Genomic DNA, 5,423 nt, shown 5'->3' with positions numbered 1-5,423 from the left:
TATTAGAACTAATGCCACAGTCCCAAATCAAAAAATCTAAAGCCAGTGATTGGAATCAGCAGCTACTCGATTATGGGCGACAGTTAAGGCAACAGCAGCAACAGCAACGCCAGCAGGATGATGAATTGAGTCTTTAATAGTCAGCGTTCTAGTAGTGAACTGTACAGTTAGTTTTGTAGTATTAATGTAGCTGTTTGGTACTTCTTTTTGATGAAAGTGATTTTGAATTCACTTTCATCCTCACTTGTAATAAATAAACTTTTTGTTTAACGATGATAAAAAAATTACCCACAGGCATTAGTAGAGGCATCGGATTTCGGGGTTTGAAACAGTTTCGTGCTGACTGCTATGAAGTTGCACGTACCATACATGCAAAAGTTTTAGAAGTGAGAGAGGGTGGACAGTACAGAAATTACTACTTGTGCCGTATGCAATTGCGGGAATATCACAACTGTAGCAGTATGAATGTCACCATCCTGCTAAATTATCATCTGCTCGCTTTCAGCAGCACAGAAGATATACCATTTGTTTTTTTTGATGTGCCACTATTGCAAGCTGCATTTGAGTCCTTGGAGTATGAGGTGCTGAGTAAAGAGTATTTAGAAACTGATCCAACAGAAGAACATGTTGCAGATTTGAGTGCAGAAGAGTTAAAAGATTATCGATACTGGACACCGAATCAAATAGGACAAATAATTTTCAATCACTGGGATTGAAACCTAATAACGATTGGCTAGTAAAATATTCAATACTTTTGATTTATTTCCAGACTATCTTATTGCTAACTGTGCGTCAGAAAATGATATTAATTTTTGGCTGGAGCATAATATCACTGTGATATTTAAAAATGCAGAAATTCTGGCATTTTCCATTGATTTGCCATTACTGTGCCATACCCATGCCATTGGTATGCCAAAATTGAGCCAGTTTTAACCCTAATTTTCAATAGTGATAATTAGTTGAGAAATAACTTTTCAAAATTCCATTGAGATGCCATAAATCAGCCATAATGGGAGCCAATTTTTGATAATACATTTTTTTGCCAAAATTGAGCCATTGGAGTAAGTTTTTAGTTCGTATGCGAAGTTTTTGACGACGAACCCTCTAGCCACCAGATAAAACTTAACCGTGCCTGAGAAAAGCTTTGCTACTTTGGAGTTTAATGTACGCCACCGAACCGACTACGGGAGCGAAGCGGGTGTAAATTTAAAGCTATCTAGATTAATGTCATGTTGATTTGTTAATGAAGATATCTAAAAGCAGATAGTCAACGCTCTGCTTATTAAGGCCCCTAATTGTGATTACCAAATAGGAGGTTGATCTATTTTGTTAAAAAGCTGTTTTAATTCATATTTAGAAGAGACAGTCCTTTTAGTACAAGTACCGCAAAGTCAATCGCCATCTGTTAATGGTTTACGGGTACAAGTCGTAGATAGTAATGACGATTCTTTGTGCATAGTTAGGTTTATTTTTGAAGATTCCCAAGCAAAAATCAAAACAGCAACATCTGTGGATAATGCCATAGAGGTAATAGAAGAGTGGAAACCTGATGTTGTGATCAGCGATATTGGTATGCCTGGTAAAGACGGTTATTCACTAATTCGCTTCATTAGAAATAAAGAAGCCTTAGATGGAGGGTTTCTTCCTGCCGTGGCTCTTACAAGTTATGTATATCCGGGATACCTTAACACAGCAATAGATGCAGGGTTTCAGTCGGTTATTTGTAAACCTTTTGAACCACAGGAGCTTGTCGCAACAGTGGCACAGCTTGCTAGGGCGAACTTTTCTTGAGTCAGCCCGAAGTTGAGCCAAGATATGCGGCTCAACTTTATCCGTTATCTCTCTAGGTTAAACCTTAGCAAGCGGTCGTATTCGTCTTTAATTACCCCATAACACTCGCAGGAGGTCTCTTCTAGGCTCTGCGGATCAATAATTTTGATTTTCTTTCGGCTGCATTGGATGAGACCTTTCTTTTCTAGGATATGGGCGGTTTCGGTAACACCAGAACGGCGCACGCCCAGCATATTGGAGAGGAACTCATGCGACAAAAACAGTTCATCCGAGCAGAGACGGTCACTCGACTCAAGCAACCAACGGGCCATGCGTTTTTCTATAGTATGAAGGCCGTTGCAGGCAACGTTTTGGGAGATTTGCGCCATATAAGCCTGCGTGTATTTCAGCATCACGTCCCGCAGCGATTTATTGGTATCGAACTCCGAAAGCAGCAAATGTGCTTTCATTTTCATCGCTTTGCCCGGAACCTGGACGATGTACTCAGTTTGCGTCGTCTCCCGACCGCCCATGAAGGCGTTGATCCCTACCATCTCGCGGCTGCCGACCACTCCGGCTTCAACCGTCATGCCATCCATCATTGTGATTGTTACCGAGATCAGGCAGGTGAGAGGGAAGTAGACCTCGTTGATGGTTTCGTTGGGTCGGTTAAGTATCGAGCCGGATGAAAGCTCGACCTGCTCCATGTTGTTTTTGAGATGCTCGTACACATCAGGGGACAAAGCAGCAAGCAGAAGGTTTTTAGTATTAGGCAAGTGTGACACAGTGCAGTGTGGTTGTGTACTGCCAATGTTTTTTAGCATTACTAATGCTCACGTTAAGCAAGTTACAATCCAACGAATATTAAAGCTGTGTAACAGCTAAAACTATTATGTTAGCTACCTAACATAATAGCTTTACATTTAATAATCGCGTGCGAGTAGCATTAGCCTTGCTGCCTCTATTATGGACAGTCTACACCCCTAAGATCCCCATTGCTCCGTCAACAGGCTGATAAAAATTTATCTTTTTTCACCAAATTTTTTACTCCATCTAAGGAGGTCTTTTCTCAAAACTCTCCAGTCGCTCATAAATCACTAACCAAGCTAAATCTCTAGGCTGACCTGACCCTATGTCAGGCGAGCGCCTGCTTGGTCAAAGCTATTTTCTGTTAGTTTGAGCGCCTACGCGCCCCAAAAGCTGAATTGACGCTCCCACTAGCTCTTTTAGTGTTGGCGAATTGCCATCGCCTGTAGTCTGTTTTGGCCAGAGCGTGATGGCGTAACCGTCCGATGGAAGCGATCGCCAAAAAAAAACACCCTACTGTACCCAATCACAGTAGAGCGTCCCTTCATGACACGTATTAACCTAAAGGAGATATACTCAACAAGATAATTTACAGTTTATTTTTATACATCAGTGTAAGTACCACCTGCCAAAATTGCATCACCAAAGGAAGAGATTGACTGGCTTGCCAAAACCGATGCCCAGGTGTAGGGGAGCAAAACGACCTTAGCAGCTGTAGAAAAAATCCGCAGGTCTTATCAGGCAATCTGTTTGTATAACGATACTGTGGCGACTGGAGAGGGCGAACGCTTGGCAATTACTAACCAAGCACTCAGGGATTTATCAGGCTGTAACGGCTTGCTGGTACGCGATTGGATTGAAGCCCATAAAGATGAAGTGATTAGCCATAACGCGAAATTCGGTATGGAGAACAAGAAAGACCCCAGTAACCCTGCCAGCTATGCCAACAAGGGTAAGGACACAGATAAAATTCTGTTGCTGATAAATGAAGAATTTCTAAGTGGGGAAGGCTTTAAGGCAGGGAGAAACTAATCGGCGTAAGGAGTAGGCGATCGCTTTGCGAGAAATAGCTTTAGGAAATCTTACTTTCCATAACCTATCCCTGAACTATAACCCCACACTTGCTAGATATCCACCCGCAGTTGTATAGCCCGTTCCAAATCCTTCCATACAATCTAAAAGGTTTGAGAATGCTATGCATTCATTACACTCCACCCCTACATCGTCTTCATACGCGGTTGTAAGTTTTTTTAATATGCCCAACCTTCCCCAATTTTACGGTACAAGGTCGTTTTATTAATGCACACGGTGGATTGAGAAGCGAACAATTTGAAATTGTACCGCCACCAGATTTTAACCCCATGATGGCGTTGACTGATCAAACAAAAAAGCGGTTTTACTCACCCGTTTTTAACTTTGGTTTTGGTAAGGTACGCGGCGCAGAGGTATTACCCTGACTAGTCGCTCTTGACTTACCTTTTTTCGGTGCAGGTGGTGCTGCTGCTCTTTCCGCCTTCTTAACTGATTTAACGCCCTAATGCAGAAATTTTATCCAATCACTCCTAAAGATTTCTATGGAGCATACTTTACCTTTAAAGCCTCGATACTCAATTGTTGCGCTACAAAAATATGTTTCCATTACTTGAACGCTCTTAATGATTCCGACTTGCCACTTGCGAACACTGTCGTTGAAAAACTCAATTTTATCCCCCCTTTTCAATTCCGGGCAAGATAATTCGCTTTCTCGTGTATTTATCAATTCACCATCCTGTTGAGGAGAAAACCCAGTCACAGCAGGGCTGTCCAAGCTGTCCACCCCATTTTCGGCTGCCCCAACATCTTGGACAGGCTCAAAGCCAGTCACAGCAAGGCTGTCCAGGTTGGACACAAAGTCTTTGGGGACTGAAGGGTTATCAATTACATCAACGAATTGATTAACTTCACTTTCATTATTTTCCTCATCTTTTTTTTGCAATGCTAATTCTTGGGGGGGGACAATTGGACAGGGTGGACAGCCCTGCTGTGTAAGGCTTTCAGCCTGTCCAGGGTCAAATCGAGGGGTATTTAGTGGGTGGACAGGGTGGACAGGTAAGCTGTGTAAGGGTTCTGGGGTTTTGATCGGGTGAAAAAACTCCTCAAATTCTTCTATTCCCCCTTCAAGGCATTTATCTTTAAAGCAATACCAAAATTCTGCCCTAGATTGTGAGCTATCCGGTGGCCCCTCCGGTACTTTCATCTCAAATACCCCAGCCAGTGGTTCAATGAATGCAAAGTGGGACTGAATTCTTTCGCGCTTTCCGTTGACGGTGGGTGTCCAGCTACGTTCCTTGAAGTTGTGGGGCAAAACTGTTTTTAAATGGCTAATAAATTTGGACATCCCCAAAGGAGCATAACCATGTTCCCGGCAGTAAAGTACATACCAACTGTGTAAACGACTTTGTGGGATAAATGTTTCGGTCGTTGAGGGGCGTAAGCACAAATCCACAAAGGATTTGGTAGAGTCCCCGTACAAAGATGCCTCTAGCGCCAAATTCTTCGCTCGATCCGAACTTGGAGGCGATAACAAAATGCGATCGCGTTCTTCTCGTGGCATTGCTAAAGCCCAAGAAATGATGTCCGACTTCACCTCTTGTAGCTTCAGCCACAAGTCTGGGTCAGGGGTTACATCTCGGTTTTTTACTGGAATTGGGTAAGCTCGACGCATCCAGCCGTCGCCAGCATTTTCGATCTGTAGATGACTTACAGAGGCAACCCAAAACCGAATGTACCACTGGATTGAATAAGCTACTGGATTGAATAAAGCGCGTCCGCTCATTGGCCCATTGTCAACTAATTCGTAAAAAGCT

Annotated in this window: 7 protein-coding genes; 5 read left to right on the top strand and 2 right to left on the bottom strand. The window is 42.9% G+C overall.

The window, feature by feature from the left end:
* The first annotated feature begins 272 nt into the window (after positions 1 to 272).
* From H6G97_RS44325 to H6G97_RS44315, 3 genes are all read left to right on the top strand, one after another.
* On the top strand, positions 273 to 716 hold the full coding sequence (locus tag H6G97_RS44325) for a hypothetical protein (RefSeq protein WP_190946837.1): 444 nt from the start codon (positions 273 to 275) through the stop codon (positions 714 to 716).
* A 13-nt stretch (positions 717 to 729) separates the two neighbouring features.
* Positions 730 to 933, top strand: a complete 204-nt coding sequence (locus tag H6G97_RS44320) for a hypothetical protein (RefSeq protein ID WP_190946836.1) — start codon at positions 730 to 732, stop codon at positions 931 to 933.
* A 393-nt stretch (positions 934 to 1,326) separates the two neighbouring features.
* On the top strand, positions 1,327 to 1,791 hold the full coding sequence (locus H6G97_RS44315; RefSeq protein ID WP_190946835.1) for a response regulator: 465 nt from the start codon (positions 1,327 to 1,329) through the stop codon (positions 1,789 to 1,791).
* Between the two features lie 44 nt (positions 1,792 to 1,835).
* Here the strand turns inward: H6G97_RS44315 and H6G97_RS44310 are convergent, their stop codons facing one another.
* Positions 1,836 to 2,546, bottom strand: coding sequence for a Crp/Fnr family transcriptional regulator (locus H6G97_RS44310; RefSeq protein WP_242056032.1), 711 nt, complete (start codon positions 2,544 to 2,546; stop codon positions 1,836 to 1,838).
* Positions 2,547 to 3,327: 781 nt separating this feature from the next.
* Between H6G97_RS44310 and H6G97_RS44305 the strand changes: the two genes are divergently transcribed.
* A complete protein-coding gene (locus tag H6G97_RS44305) occupies positions 3,328 to 3,609 on the top strand; it encodes a hypothetical protein (RefSeq protein ID WP_190946834.1) in 282 nt (93 codons plus the stop codon).
* 281 nt (positions 3,610 to 3,890) lie between these two features.
* The gene (locus H6G97_RS44300) at positions 3,891 to 4,034 is read left to right on the top strand and encodes a hypothetical protein (RefSeq protein ID WP_190946833.1); all 144 of its coding nucleotides are present in this window, start codon (positions 3,891 to 3,893) and stop codon (positions 4,032 to 4,034) included.
* A 77-nt stretch (positions 4,035 to 4,111) separates the two neighbouring features.
* On the opposite strand, the gene H6G97_RS44295 is transcribed toward H6G97_RS44300, so the two are convergent.
* The coding region (locus H6G97_RS44295) for a primase-like DNA-binding domain-containing protein (RefSeq protein ID WP_199350091.1) at positions 4,112 to 5,423 on the bottom strand (1,312 nt) is incomplete at its 5' end.

The organism is Nostoc flagelliforme FACHB-838, assembly GCF_014698065.1.
Classification (GTDB): Bacteria; Cyanobacteriota; Cyanobacteriia; order Cyanobacteriales; family Nostocaceae; genus Nostoc; species Nostoc flagelliforme_B.
The sequence above is the reverse complement of the archived record's forward strand: the minus strand, read 5'-3'. Positions and strand labels throughout refer to the sequence as shown.

What these genes read in the sequence shown, in the direction of transcription:
- H6G97_RS44325 (WP_190946837.1), top strand. Translation starts at nt 273, where the DNA reads ATGATAAAAAAATTACCCACAGGCATTAGTAGAGGCATCGGATTTCGG.